The following is a 16,835-nucleotide window of genomic DNA, read 5'->3' on the forward strand; positions in this document are numbered from 1 at the left end:
TATGAGAACGATGATAAAAGCGATCTATATCACGATAATTAAAGTGATGGATCGAATAATAACTATCAAACCAAAAAATAATCATATCGTAGTAACGATGACATTTACAGAAGATGTATTACCTATAATCAAAAAACTCGTATCACAAAATGTTGATATTACATTATTATACCATCCGAAGTATAACGACGTTGTGAACAAACAATTAAATTATGATAACATAACAGCAATTCCGTTAAATAATAAGTATGTAATACAGCATATTCGAGCTGTAAAGCGTGCGAAAGTCGTACTCATCGATACATATTATTTGATGTTTGGTGCATTAACGAAACAAAAAGATCAGCAAGTTATTCAAATATGGCATGCATCAAGTGCTTTGAAGCGATTCGGACTGGAAGATCGTTCTATCGATTTATCAAATAACAAAATGGTAAATCAATATAAAAGAGTATATGATTTCACGGACAGTTATATCGTAGCAGGCGATAATATGATTGATATATTTAAACAATCATTAAATGCTACGCATAAACACTTTATTAAAACGGGTTTACCGAGGCTTGAGAATGAAGTTCCACAAAGTGAAGGGGATGCAGTACTCTTTGTACCGACATACAGAGACTATACATTAAAAGAAAGTGATAAACTAACGCATCGTGATATTGTGCATTTATTAATCCGTTCTCATCCATCGGACAATAATTATAAAACGGATCATGAAATATCACATTTATCATTAGATGAATGTATGAACCTCGCAAATATTATTATTACTGACTATAGTTCACTCGCTGTAGAAGCATTATATAAAGGAAAACGCGTACTATTATACGTTCCCGATGAAGCGGCATATGATACAGCACGTGGACTCAATCAATATTATTATGCTTTACCAGCTAACTTAAAAGCATACTCTGTCGAGGATTTACAGGACAAATTATCATCTATAGAACGTATTAATATTAATGGATGGACAAACTATCAAACAAACCATGCAACTGATGATATCGTTCATTATATAAAGGAGCAGTTATCGTGATAACAGTTATAATACCGGTATACAATGCTGAAACAACAATTGAGCGTGCACTAAATTCTGCACGTCTTGCAGATCGAATTATTTGTGTCGATGATGGATCGATAGATAACAGTGCAAAAATCATTCATAATTGGAATAAAAAGCATCGTAATGTCACATACATTTATCAGGAGAATAGTGGGGCAGCACGTGCGAGAAATAAAGGGATTGCTCATTGTGAAACAGAATTTGTTATGTTTTTAGATAGTGATGACACATTATCAATTAATGTAATTCCGCACTTTAAATCACTTGTTCATCAATATAATAAAGACGTATACATCGGTAGAATAGAACATGTTAAAAACGGTAAAAAGGTAGTGATTAAGAGCCATACATATCGTGAAGGTGAGACGACGCTGAATGATATGCCGTCAATCTTACAATCGATTGGACCAGGTGCAAAATTATATCGTACTTCTCAACTAACAACGTTTGATGAAGACATCATATTTTGTGAAGAACATACATTTAATGTTCATATGTTTATGAAACAAGTGTATGTTACAGATCACGTTGTGTATTATTATCATGATACGGAAGGCTCTATTACAAAGAGCTATGAGAATGCAATTCAATATATAAACGATGCTGTAATTGTGCGTAACCGTGTGTATACAATGCTGAAACATTCTGATACAGCCGTTCATCTATATTACAGTTATCGCATGGATGAACTGATTGTAAGTTATTTAATCAAGCATACGCTTAGACATAAGCATAACAGTACATTTATTCTTGCAGTAATAAAGTATATCGAGAACATGATTCAATATCCTTATCGCGAGGAAAGTTTAAATAAAATTGTGCTATTTGTAGATTTATATGGCAATAAAAGTGAACGTAAAACACTGCATGAATTTTTTAAGAATAAAAACATTTCACTCAATGACTATATACTTGATAAACGTGTGAAAGGGCAACTGTTCAAATTCAAAACGCGACTTAAAGATACAATTAAAGCAATAAAAAACAACCGTACATCCAGTTAATGAGATGTACGGTTGTTTAATGATTGCAATATTAAATCATGAATTGACTGATTGCTATGCGTAACGTTTACGAAATGGTTCGTTTTATAATGTGTACCACATTCAATAGCTTTTAATAAATCATTGCGCGACGTATAAATCATCGGTGACAACGACTCTATCACGTCATCATATACACCACGTGTTGCCATATATTGATCGTAATCATCCATTAACATATAGCATCGTTTATTAATTGCAAGTGCATCGAATACTACAGATGAGTAATCCGTAATTACAGCATCACAAATTGCAAGTAAGTCTTCTGTTGGTAAGTCGCTCACAATACCATTTACAGATTGCTTTGATTCAGGATGAGGCTTTGCGATTACTTCATATTGTTGCAGTGAACTAAAATCCACTGATTCGTAATCATATGACTTCCATGTCGGTAAATATAATAAAAGTTGTTTATGCTTGTCCAGCTGATACTTTTTATAAACTTCATCACGTAATTTTTCTATATTGTCCTGTCTAATGAGTGACTTTAAATAATGAACACGCGGATAGCCTGCAGCGACAATGTTTTCTGGTTGTATATTAAATGCCGAAGCAAACAAATGGTTCGCATCAGTCGTATCGGTAATAAAATAATCAGTTCGGCGTAGTTTATTATACTTTCTTAAACGATACAGAAATATGTTTGCATTTTGTTCAGGTTCTCTACTATCTAAAAACAGTTGCTTAATCGGTGTCCCGTGCCATAAATTAATAACCGTCCCATTCGTATAAAAGTCATCCGGAGGGAATGATTCAAGGACAACAACACCGGCATTTTCAATAATGGCCTTCGCATCTTTAACTGCAATCACTTCGATATTCAAATTAATTAACGGAGTAGGGGGAGCATCACATACGAAATATATTTTATTATGTTTAAAACGAGCATCTCGCGAAATTGTTTCTGCTAAATATTTGGAATTACCACGAAATTCATAATCAAACCCCATAAATACTATGGATTCATTTACAGTATGACACACTTCTTTAAGTAAATGTTGATAAGGTGCTATCTTCCTATTAAAAGACCATTGATATAAAGCACGATATAATAAGTTCGGCAGTTTAACGTTTTTATTCAACTTATCGATAAGTAACGTATATGGACTTTGATTAAATGGCTGTCTTGAAATTGTTACACGATAATACTGCATATATTGCTGCCACGAATAACCGGAAACATACTTTGCTAATTGTACAAGTAACTGTCTGTCAGGTTCAGCATACGAATTAAAATTAAAAACGATATGGCCATCAGAGGCAATTATGTCAGTCTGGCTTAATATATATAACATTACATCAATTGGCTGTTTAAATGTAATATCAATATCCTTTAACTGTGATTTCAATAAACTGCTGTTATAAATACATGAAGCACATAAATAGGGCTGAACTACTTCATTACTACTTATTTCTTTATTACCGAAGCAATGATAGAAATTGATATATTTATTATGAACAGTATAATCAACAAATATATGATTAGAGTGCATCGGTATAGCATTAAGCTGATGCTCATTTATAACCATATCGTCACACTTTAATATCACATGTGTATCCAATTGAATCAGTTCATACAAATCACCAGCACTGATTGAACCTTTCCACTTAATAATCTGAACCATATGTCACCTCACGAAAAAACCAGGACAGAAGCCCTGGTGTTATTTTGCATCTCTACCGTATAATTCTTTCTTGATCTGAGTCGTAGAAATACCTTCTGTACGTTTAATATACACGACTTCACACTGATCTTTAAGGAAATCGAATTCGCCTTCCCAGTCATGACCCATAACGAAAGTATCGACTTCAAATTTTTCAACGTCCGTTTTCTTTTGTTCCCAGTTGTTTTCAGGGATAACTAAATCAACATAACGGATAGATTCAAGCATCATTTTACGTTGTTCATAGTCATAGTAAGATTTCTTGTTTTTAAGTTTATTAAATTCATCTGTTGATAGTGCTACAATTAAATAGTCACCCATCTCTCTTGCACGGCGAAGCAGTTCGATGTGACCATAGTGTAGTAAGTCGTAAGTTCCATAAGTAATAACGCGTCTCATTAATAAAGACCTCCAGTATTTTGTGTATAATTGTAAAGTTTATGTTAATATAATATTGAGATTTTGTAAACTTTTATAGGAATGTTTACAACATGAAGGAGATTGAAAATGAATAATATTTCGGTAATACTACCTTATTTTAATAATGAAAGCCATATTGAAGAAACGTTAAATAGCTTGACACAGCAAACTTACAAATCATTTGAAGTTATTTTTGTTAATGATGCTTCTACAGATACATCAGAATCAATAATTAATAATTGGCTAAAAACGAATGATATTAAACATCAGCATATTAAAAATCAAATCAATCTAGGCGTTGCTGAAAGTAGAAATATTGGATTAGAGCATGTAAATACAGATTGGATTTATTTCCTTGATGCAGACGATACAATATCTCCTTTTACTTTTGATTATATGATTCAGCAAGTTGCAGGTATTGATGGTGTCATCGCGCCAATGAACAAATTTACACCGAATAAAGTTGAAAATTTATTTGCATCAGAATTAGAAATTGAACATTTAACAAATGAAACAAATCCTAATGCATTTTTAAGACGAAACACTGTATGTGGAATTTTATTTAAAAAGTCAATTATTGAATTAAATAAAATACGTTTCGAATCAAAGCTTAGACTATTTTGTGACTATTCATTTTCAATAGAATATCAAAAACACGTAAATCAATTTGTACGTATAAAAAATAGTGGTTTTTATTATAGAGGAGAAGTTTATGATCCTTTTAATAAGCCGAATTTATCAAGAACAGAATTCAATCAAATGTTTATTTATTACTGCAAAGGATATTTCGATGCTAGAAATCGAACATTTGATTACCGTGTGAAATCATTCCTTGATAAGAAGATGCTCGGGAGAATAAAAAGATATTTTAACCCGGATTCACCTTATATTTCTGAACGATATGAAGCGCATGCTGAATTATTACAGGCCGTGCTTAAAACGATGGATAAAGAAATATACCAATCAACCGGATTATTAATGAGAAGAGAAATTAAGTTACTGATCAATGGTGAATTCAGTAAAGCGAAAGCATTAAACCATAAGCGAAAACAATCAAGAATTTATCGACGCCTATTATTAAACAAAAAAACAAGAGCACGTTCATTATATGACTTAAACGTATATAAACAAAATATTAATGAAAAACAAGTTGTCTTTGAAAGTTTTGCAGGTAAAGGATATTCTGATAGTCCGAAATATATTTATGAGTATATGTACAAAAACTTCCCGGATTATAAGTTCATATGGGTGTTAAATGAACCAGAAAAATTTGATATTCCTGGACCAGCAATTAAAGTTAAGCGTCTGACAAAAGGATTTTATGATGCGTATGCTACGAGTAAATATTGGGTTTCAAATGCAAGAATTCCTCTATATTTAATTAAGAAACCAGGGCAAGTTTATATTCAGACATGGCATGGTACACCACTTAAACGACTTGGAAATGATATGAAAGTTGTTCGTATGCCAGGAACGACAACGCCAGCATATAAATATAATTTCAAGAAAGAAACAGACCGCTGGGACTATTTAGTTTCGCCGAATAAATACTCTTCTGAAATATTTAAAAGTGCATTCTGGATGGATCAGGAACGTCTTTTAGAAACAGGATATCCAAGAAATGATATATTGACGACGAAACAAAACGATCAAGAATTTATCGACAGTATTAAGCTGAAACTAGGAATACCTGAAGATAAAAATGTAATTATGTATGCACCAACATGGCGTGATGATGAGTTTATTAAAAAAGGTAAGTATAAATTTGAACTTAAAATCGATTTAGAAAACCTTCAGAATTCAATTGGTAAAGACTCAGTAATATTACTAAGAATGCATTATTTGATTGCTAGTGCATTAGACATTTCAGAATTTAAAGGATTTGCATATGATGTATCAAGTTATCCTGATATTTCTGAGCTATATTTAATTAGTGATTTACTCATTACAGATTATTCATCAGTATTCTTTGACTACAGTATATTAAAGAGACCTACAGTATTTTTCAGTTACGATATAGATAAGTATAAAGATGATTTACGTGGTTTTTATTTGGATTACTACAAAGACTTACCTGGCCCAATTTATAAAGATGCGTACAGTTTAGCGATGGCACTGAAAGATATTGATGTACTTGCATTAAAGTATTCAAAACAAATAGAACAGTTCCATGAGAGATTTAATCAATGGGAAGATGGTAATGCGAGTGAGAAATTAATCGATAAAATAAATTTAAAGGGGTAAATAATGATTTATTCAATTACATCTGTATTAGCTAAGATTCATGGTGGTAGGACGAAATCTTTATTAGAAAGAATTAAGTTGATGGATGAACAGTTAAAAACGAATACTACGCTGTTAACTACTAATTATAATATTGAATACCCAGAAATCTATCGACATTTTAAAGAACAAGAGATAGTACCACAATCAGTTCAATTTGAAAACATGTATGAATGGCTATCAAATTATAATATTAGTAAGCCTAAAAAATCTTTCTTTAAAAAAGAAAGTTTTAATACAGGGTATAATGCGAAAAATTTCAAAGAAGAAAAAGTATCTGATTGCATATACCGATACTATGAACAAGGTAAATATAAATTATACAAAAAGTTTTACAGTGAAAATAAAATTCATTTTGAAGATTTTATGTCAGATTATTCTAATAAAAAAGTGAAACGAAATATGTATGATAAATTTGGTAATCTACATCTATCAATTAATTATCATCCAAAAACTAACAAAAAAATATCTGATAGTTTTTATGATATTAATGGATTTAATTATTTAAACCGCTTTTTTGATGAAAAAAATAAAATTATATCGATAGAATATAATAAGCCTGATGGGACTTTTGAATACTTTTCAAACGAAAAACAGTTATTTCAATACTACTTTGAACACAAGTTTAATGATGGAGATATTATTTTTAATGATGCTAGACTTTTAGATCGACCATTATTAATGAGTAATAAAAAGACAAAAAATGTATTAGTATTACATAGCTCTCATAAAGATGTTGAAACTAATGAAACACTGCCTTCTTATAAATTTGCTTTAGATCATCACGATAAAGTATTTAAATATATCGTATTAACAGGCAAACAAAAACAAGATATTTTGGCAGTTAGTGATGTGAAAGAAGATAAATTGCAAGTAATTCCTCATTTTATAGGTAAGAAAGAACATAATAGAGCTCACATTAGAAATCAATTTGTATATATAGGGCGATATTCTCCTGAAAAGCAATTAGATAAGTTGTTATATGCTTTTAAAGATTTTAAAAACATGAATAATAATGATATTAAGCTTGTTATGTATGGTAAAGATGATAAAAATAATTTGAAAGATATTAAGTTTCTTGTTAAGGAATTAGGGTTAGATGAAAGTGTTGAAATTAATGACTTTACAAATGATGCACATAAAATATTTAGTGAATCCATCGCTGCCTTAATGACAAGTAAATTTGAAGGTTTTGGATTAACATTGATGGAAAGCATTAATGTAGGTTGTCCAGTAGTTTCATTTGACGTAGATTATGGACCTTCTGAAATAATTCAGAATCATGTAAATGGGATACTGGTAAATCCTGGAGATATACATGGTTTTTCTAAAGCTCTAGAAGAGATTCTTGATAATAAGTACAGAAATGTTGAAATAAATGAAAAATTATCAATAGAAAACGCAATAATAAATTACAAAAAATTAATCGAAAGTCTCACATCGTAATTTATTGAGAGTTAGATTATTAAAAATAATATTATATATAAAAGTTTCCGGTATTAAATACTTTGTATTTATTATCGGAAACTTTTTAATATTTTACATATAATTGTGAATAATAAGTTATAAACATTTCCCGAATTACTATTGAGCAGATTTATTACTGATATTCACTTGTTTGCACTTCTATATTTGGAAACTCATAAGTATCTTTTTCTAATGGCTGTTCCTGTAATCCTAAATTTTTTAAATACGCATTCTGCACACGATTCTTTTCTTCTAAATTAGGGATAAAGTACCAAAGATTATCATTTAAAAATTGACCCGATCCTGATAATTGATATTTCTCCACACTATTCAATGATTTTGAATAATTACTTTTTAATGCTTTTATATCGTCGAATGTAATATCAGTCACAACATTGCGTTCAATAGTTTTTAAGATTGCATCAAGCTTCGATACAGACTGTATACTCAGTAACTTATCAGCAAGTGCTTGTATGACGATTTGCTGTCTTTCCTGTCTACCGAAATCACCACCAGCACCTTCTTGTTTTCTACTACGTATAAACGATAATGCTTTTTTACCATCTAGATGGGCTTCTTGATCCTGTATAAATTGATTTCCTTCATATTCAAAAGTAGCATTACTGATGACATCCACACCGTCTACAGCATCTATCATCTCTCTAATACCATCCATATTGATTGTTGCATAGTAATCAATTGGTACATTCATAAGCTGTTCAACTGAATCTACAGCCATTTTTGCACCACCATAATTATAAGCACGATTTATTTTTTCGTGTGTATTGTGACCTACGATTTTACTATAAGTATCTCGAGGTATTGATATCATTACGCTTGAGTTCTTTTGTGGGTTAATACTTAACAAGATTATTGAGTCTGAACGACCTGCATCACCTGTTGCAAGTCTCTTTGTATTTGAGTCTACACCGAATAAAGCGATTGATATCGGATCATGCTTGTTAATTGACACTGCTGATGGGCGGAATTTGGATTTCCCTCGATTTATTGAAGTATGTATCGTATTTGCTGTGTCCTTAACTTTGGAATTGAAATGAAATGCAGCAAATATTGCAAATGTGATTGCTACGATTAAGCATAAAATGATAATATTTCTAATTCTAAATTTAATTCTTTTATTCATAAAGGCCCCCGATTGGATTGAAATATCTTGTAATATATTAACATATATTGCAGTAACAAAATACTAAAGTTTAAAGGGGGTCAAATACACAATTTTCGTTGCCTTTTATTATTCATCTAATATTAACGTTACGATATTTGTCGCTTTGTTCATATTTTCTGCTTCTAAAACCGACTCTCCGTCATTAAAATTAATTTTGGTAAAAGCGCCTTCGTAATATTTATCATTTATTTTTTTAAACTTGATCTCAATATCTGTAGATTTTCGATCAACTATTCTAATTTTATTACCGTTAACTTTATATATCGTTTCGCCGTATTGAACATCTTCATGGTCCGTAACTTTACCATCTTTCGTAAATATAACTTCCATTACAACACCTGTAAGGTCTAGCACGAATGGCTTTCCTACTATTTCTGATTTAAATTTCTGGGTTTGTTGATCTTGCTTCGTTTCTTTTTCCTTCGTTTTTACATCTTCATTGTTATTGCATGCCGTTAATCCGAAACTGAACAATATTATTAGAAAAATAAGTTTTATTTTAAATTTATGCAAATACATTGAATTACCTCCGATAATATTATTGTAATAATACAATGGTATTATTATATACAAATTAAAAATAAAAATACATAAATTACAATAATATATCCGAATGTAAATGTAATGTAAACATCTTAAACGCACGGTAAATTTGCGTTTAAGATTTCTTTAATCTTAACAATTCATACTTTTCTTAAGCTATACTACCGTTGAAATAGATAAAAATTATTACTTAACATTTAAAGTATTTTAAATTAAAAGGATGGATTATTTTGAAATTAACGACTATTGGATTAGGATATATTGGTTTACCAACTTCTATTATGTTTGCAAAACACGGCGTTAACGTTGTGGGTGTTGATATTAAACAGGAGGCTGTTGATAAATTAAACAACGGTCAAATTCATATCGAAGAGCCTGGGTTACAGGAAGCGTTAGAAGAAGTACTCGCATCAGGTAAATTTAAAGCATCTACGTCACCTGAAGAAGCAGATGCATATATTATCGCCGTTCCAACGCCAAACAATAACGATGAGAATAAGTCATGTGATATTTCTATCGTAATGAGTGGTGTTGAAAGCATCGTTCCTTTACTTAAAAAGGGTGACACTGTCATTGTAGAATCTACTATCGCACCTCGTACGATGGATGACCACGTAAAACCTTATTTAGAATCTAAAGGTTTTGTAATTGGAGAAGACATCTATTTAGTTCATTGTCCAGAGCGTGTATTACCTGGTCAAATTATGCACGAACTGATTCATAACAATCGTATTATCGGTGGTATAACGCCTGCTTGTATTGAAGCTGGTAAGAAAGTATATGGTACTTTCGTACAAGGTGAGATGATTGAAACTCAGGCGAAGACTGCTGAGATGAGTAAGTTAATGGAGAATACTTATCGTGATGTGAATATCGCACTTGCAAACGAGCTTGCTAAAATTTGTCATGATTTAGAGATTAATGTTCATGATGTAATTGAAATGGCGAATAAGCATCCGCGTGTAAACTTACATACACCTGGTCCTGGTGTTGGTGGTCATTGTTTAGCGGTAGATCCATATTTTATTATCGCAGAGTCTCCTGAAAACTCACCGTTAATTAAGTTAGCAAGAGAAATTAACGTTTCGATGCCTGAATATGTCGTAAAACATACGAAAGAAATGCTTACGAAATTAAATGGTAATAAAGTAACAGTATTTGGTTTAACATATAAAGGAGATGTTGATGATATTCGTGAGTCTCCTGCATTTGATATTTATGAAATGTTAAAACAGGATTCAAATCTGGATGTAGTCGCATATGATCCTCACGTGAAGTTATCATGGGTTGAAGCGGATTTAACGAAAGCGGTTGAGGGAAGTTCACTCGTGCTTGTATTAAGTGATCATAGTGAGTTTAAACAGATGAACGATAATGACTTTGCTGCGATGAAGGATAAAGTTATTTTCGATACGAAAAATGTTATGAAATCCAAATTTAATGACGTACATTACTTTAATTATGGTAATTTATATACAATGAAAGATTTAAAATAAACAGAATACGCTAGTATTCTGTTTATTTTGTGAGAGATTATTTTGGATTGAGGTTTTTAATATGAAGAATATTATTAATGTAATACGTGAACAAATTGAGCATGTCAATTTAATTTTTAAGCTATCAATTTATAATATGAAAAGTCAATATTCTAATCACTACTTAGGCGTGTTCTGGAATATTTTACAACCTGCATTACAAGTCGCATTATACTATATTGTCTTCGGATTAGGTTTAAGAGGGACGCATCAGGATGTGAATGGTATACCGTTTATTACGCATTTAATTTCCGGCTTATTCCCGTGGTTGTTTATATCACAATCTATTAATGCAGGTTCTAATGCTATATTAGGGAAATTGAACTTAGTTACAAAGATGAAGTTTCCATCCAGCACATTGATATCAATTTCATTTGTCAATGCGCTTATCAATTTATTGATTACGACGAGCATCGTTTTTGCATTATCTTTATACAATCAATATGTTCCGGCGTTTCATTATTTATGGTTCTTTTATTTTATAGTTGCAAGTTATGCACTTATTTTCGGTATTTCTTTAATTATGAGTACGCTGATTATTTTAGTGCGTGATATGAAGAACATTTTACAGAATATTATTAGAATGGGTTTCTTCTTAACGCCTGTATTCTGGTCTGTACATAGTGCAAATCATATTCTCGTTAAGATTGTAGCTTTAAACCCATTTGCATATTTGTTAGGTGTTTATCGAAATGCTTTTGTAGATAATTCTGAAGTGTTTTATGGAACGATGTATGATCATTTATATTTCTGGTCATTATCGATTTTCCTACTAGTGTTAGGCAGTAAAATTCACTTTAAATTTAGAAATAAACTGGTTGATTATTTATAAGGAGTTTTATTATGAAGCGTTTGTTACTCGTTACGCAAAATTTTTACCCTGAAATTGGATCAGCAGCAAATCGGATGAAAAACTTATATGTGCATTTTGAATCTAAAGGATATAAAGTGCATGTACTTACGACAGAGCCATCTTATCCGAATGAGAATATGTATATGGATAAATCATATTATAATAATGCCGAGCTTAATGCAGCACCGGACTATAAAGTTATAAGATTGCAGATGAGTCATAAAAAACATAAAAACAGCATGTCCAGCAGGCTGATGTATTATATGGAATTTATGATGAAAGTCCATTACTTTGTAAAACATGCACACCATAAGTTCGACTATTTATATGTAACGAGCCCAAATATTTTTGTACCATGGGGTGCGTTATTCTTTCAAGGTAAATTAAAGCCGGAAAAGCTTTTAGAAGTACGTGATTTATGGCCGGATAGTGTAGTAGCGATTGACAGAATAAATATTGATTTTTTCATGCCCGTCTTAAAACGACTTGAAAAGAAAATGTATTTGAGCGCCGATAAAATAGTAATAAACAATGTATCATTCAAGCGTCATATTGAAAGCATGAATGTATTTAAACCGATGCTTTACATCCCAAATGGTGTAAATCCAGGTGAATTTGAAATAGAACGTAAGTTTGATACTTTTACAGTCGTATATACGGGGAACATCGGATACGCACAAGATGTCACGATGTTAAAAAATATCGCACTGTTATTTGAACAGGAAAAAATTTATTTTAATGCTGTGATCTATGGGGTAAATAGCAGACAGTTTAAAGATTTTATAACATCAGAAAATCTTAAGTATGTTAAAGCAATACCACCAATAAGTAAACAGCAGTGTTTATCGTTCACATCGAAGCATCATGTCGCATTATCGATACTTAAAGAAAATGAAGTGTTATTGAATGTTCTACCAGGTAAAGTTGTAGATGCGATATGTACGGGTCTACCAATTATCACAAACTTAGCAGGAGATACGAATACATTAATTAATCAAAATGGTGTCGGCTATGCGAAAGCATTCGCTTCTGCTCAGGATATCGTTAACGCAGTCAAAAATTACAGAGATGATCATATGCTATTAGCGCAACATTCTGCCAATGCATTAAAACTAGCGCATGCGCAATTCAACTGGCATGAGAATATAAATAAAATTATTGAGTTTATGGAGTGAAATTATGGATAATCAGCATATTTTAAGTCGTAGTATCGGATATTCTAATTTTTATTTAATTATTGAGTCTGAAGGAACACGTATATATTCGGATAAGGAAAGAACACATCATATCGGTGATATTAGTGATTACAACTATTCAATTTTAAAAGCAATTTCAATCGATGATACAGACGGTCATATTACTGTATTGCTCCAGTCTGGGAGCATGTTAATCGGCTGGGTCGAATTACAGGATTCATTATTACTGTATCGTAAACAGCATGAGCAAGTTGAAATTGATTTAACACAATATAAAACTTCGGAATTATCTTTGTTAATCGATGACAAGAAAGATTACCAGTTAGCATTTAATGCATATAACTTATCGAGTCGCTTTTACTGTTTTTACAAAGGTGAACGTATGGAAGTTATATATAAAGGAAAAAATATGCTTGCAATTGTAGAATCTAAATACGTTGCACATCAAGTGGCATTAGAAGTTGAAGATGAAACGATTGAACAAACGATCGTTTATTCATCTTCAAAATTTAATGAAGCTTTAGATCAACATTATTTTGACTTTAACCGTCCTTTCACTATTATTGCTGCATACCCTGAACTCGGTAGATTAAAGGTTAAGCAAGGTGAACGTACTGGCTGGATTAGTAATAGTGCTGCATCATATTCGGTACAAATAGATGAAAAATCGGATGAAACAATTTATTCTGAGCATATGAATTATTGTTATATCCATGAGACTGAGCTTACGCAATCAGTCGTGAAACGATTATTAAACGAAAATATCAGTTTGAGAAACCAGTTAATTAAAGCAAGTGAGCAACGTGATAGAATCGAAACTTTATATCAAAACTTAAAGAAGTCGAAGCTTGGATCTATTCAAGTGAAAATTTGGGAACGTCGTAAAAAAGGTGGTAAAAAGCGATGAAGTTTAATAGTGATAATAATTACCATGATCTCATAATAAAAAACATACTAAAACAAGATATTGATAATGAAACGATGCAGCTGGAAATAACAAATAGTGAAAAGTTACCATATCAAGCTGAACGTGAAAGAATTAATAAATATAAAGATTATATCGATATGTTTAACCATGATTTTAAACTTGCGATGAACTTATTCGCAAAAGAGAAGGACAGTGGGCAATTTGTTGACTATTTAGAACAATTTAATAAAAAAGGTAAAAAAGATTTTATGGATCCAATTGCACCTTTTCTTGATAAATTACCAAACTCAAATGGTAGTAGAATATTCAATAAAATCGATTTGAATGTCGGTATCGTTGCAGATGAATTTCTATATAATAGCTATAAAGATGTCATCAATTTACATTACATTCCTTATGACTATACGAATATTGATTTGAACTTTGATTTTGTTATTATTGCGACGATATGGAACGGTATAGATGGTAGCTGGCAAAAAGTTGCGAGCAGTAATTCAGAAGAGAGACAGCATTTATATCGATTAATCGAAACTTTAAAGAAAAACGGGACGCCTGTCGTCTTTTATTCTAAAGAGGATCCGGTTAACTTTAACGTCTTTAAAGAAATTGCTAAATATTGTGACTACATATACACATCAGCAGTTGAAAGTAAGCAAGACTATATCGATTATACTGGAAACGATAAAGTAAATGTGATTCAGTTTGGTATTAACCCGCATTATCATAATCCTGTAGGAACACGATCAAAATTAAGCAGAAAGTACAAAGATGAAGTAATTTTTGCCGGAAGCTGGCTGCAGAAATATCCGACAAGAAACAAAGAAATTGCAAGAATGTTTGATGCTATTATAGAAAACGATACAGAACTTACGATATTTGACCGAAACCTGCACTTAAATCGAGAAAGATATCATTTCCCAGTTAAGTACATTCAAAACATTACGTACCCATTATCACATGAACAACTACAGAAGATTCATAAAGTATTCAGATGGGCAATCAATGTAAACTCAGTGAAATATTCTGAGACGATGTTTGCCAATCGTGTCTTTGAACTACAGGCGTTCGGAAATATATTATTATCTAACTACTCAACCGGCGTAAATAATCAATTTCCAAATGTGTTTATTTTAAATACTAAGAAAGATTTTGCGCAAATTTTTAATCAGTTAAGCGAGCGAGAAATTAATAAAATTCAGGCGAAAGGCATCCGTAATGTCATGCGCAGTGAAACAACGTATCATCGAATGGAACAAATGATTAATGAAATCGGCATTAAGCATGATACAAGCATTAACTTTGAACCGATGATCTATGTAGTAGTAGATGAAATCACGCAAGAGATTCAAAAACAGTTTGACCATCAAAGTTATATGAATAAACAGCTCATTACTAAAAGTTCATTTGATGAGATGAACGTTCAAACAGGGTTTGTAACGTATTTTAAAGATGCATATTTTTATGAGGAATATTATTTAGAAGACTTATTAAGTGCGTTTAAATATACGGATGTTGATTTCGTAACGAAGTCGATGGATGTAAATGAACATCATGCGTATACGACGAAACAAAATGAAGGCTTAACGATGTTTGACGTTCAAACAATGAAGGAAAACAATTTAAAAGGTTATGCACTGGATATGTCTGAGATTCTTCAGAATGAAGTGAATATGACGGCTGAAAAACGATTAAGCGTCATCATTCCAATTCATAATAACGGTATATACTTGGAAGATAAATGTATGGCCTCTTTAAAACGTTCAAGTATATATGACAATATGGAAATAATATTTGTGAATGACGGCAGTACGGACCCATTAACAATTCAAATTATTAACCGTTTAAGAAGACAGAATCCTTCTATCGTCTATTATGAATTTGAAGCGGGTTCAGGTAGTGCATCAAGACCGAGAAATAAGGGAGCAGAACTTGCGTCGACGCCTTATATTACATATTTGGATCCGGATAATGAAGCAACTGGTGATGGCTATCGTATATTACTTGAACGCATGCAGGAAAATCCGGACATTGATATGGCAATCGGTAATATTATAAAAGAAGATAATACAAGGCGTTCAGTCTTTAATTATTATGCGACGGCAAAAAAATTCAACAATGATGAACCATTAATTACAGACACACACCAATTCATGAAGCAGAGTGGATTAAGAGCACAAAGCATTCAGGCACTATTAATCAAGTCAGAAATCATTAAAGACAATAATATAAAAATGATTGAAGGGGCAGCAGGCCAGGATACGATGTTCTTCCAGGAACTTATGCTGAATTCAAGAAATGCACTTGTTGTCAATGAGTTCATTCATATGTATTATGCTGCTGTAAGTGGAAGTGTTACAAATACAATATCTAAAAAGTTCTTCGATAAATATTACAAACTTGAAGTGGAGAGAATTCCATTCCTGAAACGTCATGGATTACTTGATAGTTATATGGAAAATCGCTTCAATTTCTATATTAGAGGATGGTATTTAATACGCTTAGATCGTATTAAACAAGAAGACCGACATGATGCAATTACAAGATTTTTAGATATATATCATTTATACGATGGTATTAAACGTCCAGAAAACAAAGACCTGGAATTAATGATTGACCAATTAAGTAAAGAAGTGAACTACAGAAAGTAG

At 31.7% G+C, this 16,835-nt stretch carries 13 protein-coding genes; 9 read left to right on the plus strand and 4 right to left on the minus strand.

Annotation, left to right across the window (positions count from 1 at the left end; all coding sequences use genetic code 11):
- The first annotated feature begins 1 nt into the window (after position 1).
- Both LAU42_RS03810 and LAU42_RS03815 read left to right on the plus strand, forming a co-directional pair.
- On the plus strand, positions 2-1,042 hold the full coding sequence (locus LAU42_RS03810; protein ID WP_224184365.1) for a CDP-glycerol glycerophosphotransferase family protein: 1,041 nt from the start codon (positions 2-4) through the stop codon (positions 1,040-1,042).
- A complete protein-coding gene (locus tag LAU42_RS03815) occupies positions 1,039-2,073 on the plus strand; it encodes a glycosyltransferase family 2 protein (protein ID WP_224184366.1) in 1,035 nt (344 codons plus the stop codon). Before LAU42_RS03810 ends, LAU42_RS03815 begins: the two co-directional genes overlap by 4 nt.
- Here LAU42_RS03815 and LAU42_RS03820 read toward each other — a convergent pair.
- Together LAU42_RS03820 and tagD are read right to left on the minus strand one after the other, a co-directional pair.
- Positions 2,070-3,737 (minus strand): CDP-glycerol glycerophosphotransferase family protein, encoded by a 1,668-nt coding sequence (locus tag LAU42_RS03820; protein WP_224184367.1) that lies wholly within the window; start codon positions 3,735-3,737, stop codon positions 2,070-2,072. The genes LAU42_RS03815 and LAU42_RS03820 overlap by 4 nt on opposite strands.
- Positions 3,738-3,776: 39 nt before the next feature.
- Complete coding sequence (gene tagD, locus LAU42_RS03825; RefSeq protein ID WP_138070796.1) at positions 3,777-4,175, minus strand: glycerol-3-phosphate cytidylyltransferase; 399 nt, start codon at positions 4,173-4,175, stop codon at positions 3,777-3,779.
- A gap of 108 nt (positions 4,176-4,283) precedes the next feature.
- On the opposite strand from tagD, the gene LAU42_RS03830 reads away from it, so the two are divergent.
- Together LAU42_RS03830 and LAU42_RS03835 are read left to right on the plus strand one after the other, a co-directional pair.
- The gene (locus LAU42_RS03830) at positions 4,284-6,440 is read left to right on the plus strand and encodes a bifunctional glycosyltransferase/CDP-glycerol:glycerophosphate glycerophosphotransferase (RefSeq protein ID WP_224184368.1); all 2,157 of its coding nucleotides are present in this window, start codon (positions 4,284-4,286) and stop codon (positions 6,438-6,440) included.
- A 3-nt stretch (positions 6,441-6,443) separates the two neighbouring features.
- A complete protein-coding gene (locus LAU42_RS03835) occupies positions 6,444-7,925 on the plus strand; it encodes a glycosyltransferase (protein WP_224184369.1) in 1,482 nt (493 codons plus the stop codon).
- 154 nt (positions 7,926-8,079) lie between these two features.
- On the opposite strand, the gene LAU42_RS03840 is transcribed toward LAU42_RS03835, so the two are convergent.
- Both LAU42_RS03840 and LAU42_RS03845 read right to left on the minus strand, forming a co-directional pair.
- Positions 8,080-9,090 (minus strand): LCP family glycopolymer transferase, encoded by a 1,011-nt coding sequence (locus tag LAU42_RS03840; RefSeq protein ID WP_224184370.1) that lies wholly within the window; start codon positions 9,088-9,090, stop codon positions 8,080-8,082.
- Between the two features lie 108 nt (positions 9,091-9,198).
- Positions 9,199-9,651 carry a hypothetical protein gene (locus tag LAU42_RS03845; RefSeq protein WP_224184371.1) on the minus strand — a complete coding sequence of 151 codons (453 nt, stop codon included), beginning with the start codon at positions 9,649-9,651 and terminating at the stop codon, positions 9,199-9,201.
- Between the two features lie 254 nt (positions 9,652-9,905).
- Here LAU42_RS03845 and LAU42_RS03850 point away from each other — a divergent pair, with 254 nt between their 5' ends.
- The 5 genes from LAU42_RS03850 (at position 9,906) to LAU42_RS03870 (ending at position 16,835) form a co-directional block, all read left to right on the plus strand.
- Positions 9,906-11,171, plus strand: coding sequence for a nucleotide sugar dehydrogenase (locus tag LAU42_RS03850; protein WP_224184372.1), 1,266 nt, complete (start codon positions 9,906-9,908; stop codon positions 11,169-11,171).
- Between the two features lie 61 nt (positions 11,172-11,232).
- Positions 11,233-12,042, plus strand: coding sequence for an ABC transporter permease (locus tag LAU42_RS03855; RefSeq protein WP_224184373.1), 810 nt, complete (start codon positions 11,233-11,235; stop codon positions 12,040-12,042).
- An 11-nt stretch (positions 12,043-12,053) separates the two neighbouring features.
- A complete protein-coding gene (locus LAU42_RS03860) occupies positions 12,054-13,238 on the plus strand; it encodes a glycosyltransferase family 4 protein (RefSeq protein WP_224184374.1) in 1,185 nt (394 codons plus the stop codon).
- Positions 13,239-13,242: 4 nt separating this feature from the next.
- Positions 13,243-14,166, plus strand: coding sequence for a hypothetical protein (locus LAU42_RS03865; protein ID WP_224184375.1), 924 nt, complete (start codon positions 13,243-13,245; stop codon positions 14,164-14,166).
- Positions 14,163-16,835: a glycosyltransferase gene (locus tag LAU42_RS03870; protein WP_224184376.1), complete on the plus strand. Its 2,673-nt coding sequence runs from the start codon at positions 14,163-14,165 to the stop codon at positions 16,833-16,835. The genes LAU42_RS03865 and LAU42_RS03870 overlap by 4 nt, the downstream gene beginning before the upstream one ends.

It is taken from the genome of Macrococcus armenti (genome assembly GCF_020097135.1).
GTDB classification, from domain to species: Bacteria; Bacillota; Bacilli; order Staphylococcales; family Staphylococcaceae; genus Macrococcoides; species Macrococcoides armenti.